Annotated in this window: 4 protein-coding genes; all 4 read left to right on the top strand. The window is 65.5% G+C overall.

From position 1 onward, the window contains the following. Positions 1–133 (top strand): rhodanese-like domain-containing protein (locus tag H7I57_RS31350; protein WP_264028400.1); only part of this gene is annotated, 133 nt, incomplete at its 5' end. A gap of 35 nt (positions 134–168) precedes the next feature. Continuing rightward, positions 169–1371: an NAD(P)/FAD-dependent oxidoreductase gene (locus H7I57_RS31355; protein ID WP_264028398.1), complete on the top strand. Its 1203-nt coding sequence runs from the start codon at positions 169–171 to the stop codon at positions 1369–1371. Between the two features lie 34 nt (positions 1372–1405). After that, entirely contained in the window at positions 1406–1768 is a 363-nt protein-coding gene (gene trxA, locus H7I57_RS31360; protein ID WP_264028399.1) for a thioredoxin, read from the top strand. A gap of 27 nt (positions 1769–1795) precedes the next feature. Continuing rightward, entirely contained in the window at positions 1796–1960 is a 165-nt protein-coding gene (locus H7I57_RS34085; protein WP_488199541.1) for a DUF8730 family Cys-rich protein, read from the top strand. Positions 1961–2094 lie beyond the last annotated feature (134 nt).

The raw sequence follows: 2094 nt of genomic DNA on the forward strand, positions 1-2094 counted from the left end.
CTGCGCCGGCGGCTACCGGTCCTCGGTCGCGGCCAGCCTGCTGCGCCACCACGGCTTCGCCGACGTCAGCGACATCCTCGGCGGCTACGGCGCCTGGGATGGCGCCTGGGACGACTCCCACCAAAACGCCTGACCCCCAGAGCACCTGATCCTAGGAGACCACGCACCATGACCATCACGGCCAAGCACCAAATCCTGATCGTCGGCGGCGGCACCGCCGGCATCACCGTCGCGGCGCGGATGCTCCGCAAGGGCTACACCGACGTCGCGGTCATCGAGCCGTCGAGCAAGCACTATTACCAGCCGCTGTGGACGCTCGTCGGCGGCGGCCAGGCGAAGGTCTCGACGACCGAGCGCGACGAATCCTCGGTCATGCCCAAGGGCGCGACGTGGATCAAGAATGCTGCCAAGGTGTTTGATCCGGACAACAACACGGTGACGTGTGCCGACGGGGCGACGTACGAGTACGACGCACTCGTCGTCTGCCCCGGCATCCAGCTCGACTGGGATCACACCGAGGGCGTCGAGGAGACGCTCGGCAAGGGCGGGGTGTCGTCGAACTACCGGTTCGACCTCGCACCCCGCACCTGGGAGTTCATCCGCGACATGCGCGCAGGCAGCGCTGTGTTCACGGTTCCCTCCGGTGCGATCAAGTGCGCGGGCGCACCGCAGAAGATCGCCTACCTGGCGGCCGACTACTGGCGCAAGCAGGGCGTTCTCAAGGACATCGACGTGCACCTCGTCATGCCGGGGGCGCGGCCCTTCGGGATTCCGGCGATCGCCGACAGCCTGGACAAGGTCATCGCGGACTACGGCATCCAGCTTCACAGCAGTTCGGAAGTGACGTCGGTGGACGCCGGGGCGCGCAAGGTCGCGGTCAAGAGTGTCGGCGAGGGCGGCAGCGATCTCATGTTGCCGTACGACGTGCTTCACGTCGTACCGCAGCAGTCGGCCCCGGACTGGATCAAATCCAGTCCCTTGTCGACCGGGGACGCGGTGGGCTACGTCGAGATCGACAAGCACACGATGCAACATGTGCGCTACCCCAACGTGTTCAGCCTCGGGGACGCCGGATCGTCGCCGAACTCGAAGACCGGCGCGGCGATCCGCAAGCAGGCGCCGGTCGTGGTCGACAACATCGAGGCGTACCTCGAGGGCCGGCCGCTCGGGGCGTCCTACGACGGGTACTCGTCGTGTCCGATCGTCACGTCCTCGCACGCGATGCTGCTGGCGGAGTTCGACTACGACCTGAACCTGGAACCGTCGTTCCCGCTGCTGAACCCGACAACACCGCACCGGGCCTACTGGTACCTCAAGAAGTACGGGCTGCCGTTCATGTACTGGAACCTGATGCTCAAGGGTCTGGCCTAGCAATTCGGCTGTGTGACAACGAAAGGACACCACAATGTCAACCGTCAATCTGACCCAGTCGACCTTCGAGTCGACGATCACGGACAATCCCATCGTGCTGATCGACTTCTGGGCATCGTGGTGTGGGCCGTGCCGTGCCTTCGCGCCGGTCTACGATCGCTCGTCCCAGGAGCACACCGACGTCGTGCACGCCAAGGTCGACACCGAAGCCGAGAACGAACTTGCCGCGGCGCTGCAGATTCAGGCGATTCCCACGGTCATGGCGTTCCGCGACGGCGTGCTCATCCACCGCCAGCCCGGAGCGTTGCCGGCGGCGGCGCTCGAGGACCTGATCACCCGGATCAAGGCGCTCGACATGACCGAAGTCCGCGCCAAGATCGCCGCGGCGAAGTCCTGACCGAAACCGACGTAGTGAGGAGAAGCCATGTGTTACGCCGAGAAGTGTCCGAAGTGTGGCAAGACCGGCTGGGCCGGCTGCGGCCAGCATGTCGATGACGTCATGCGCTCCGTGCCCGCTTCCCAGCGGTGCACCTGCGAGCAGAATTCGGCGCCCCAGCCACGAGTTGCGAGCTCCTGGTGGCGCCGCTGACCGCTCTGCGGCGTGACGCCTGACGTCGCCGTCCGCCGAGAGTACGAGTTGTGACGGGTTCTCCCGGTTGATGTGTCACAAACCGTACTCTCGCGGGCGCGGTTCAGGCGTTTTGGGGGAATCCGAGTTCGATG

It is taken from the genome of Mycolicibacterium pyrenivorans (genome assembly GCF_025821625.1).
Taxonomy (GTDB): domain Bacteria; phylum Actinomycetota; class Actinomycetes; order Mycobacteriales; family Mycobacteriaceae; genus Mycobacterium; species Mycobacterium pyrenivorans.

What these genes read in the sequence shown, in the direction of transcription:
- H7I57_RS31355 (WP_264028398.1), top strand. Translation starts at nt 169, where the DNA reads ATGACCATCACGGCCAAGCACCAAATCCTGATCGTCGGCGGCGGCACC.
- trxA (WP_264028399.1), top strand. Translation starts at nt 1,406, where the DNA reads ATGTCAACCGTCAATCTGACCCAGTCGACCTTCGAGTCGACGATCACG.
- H7I57_RS34085 (WP_488199541.1), top strand. Translation starts at nt 1,796, where the DNA reads ATGTGTTACGCCGAGAAGTGTCCGAAGTGTGGCAAGACCGGCTGGGCC.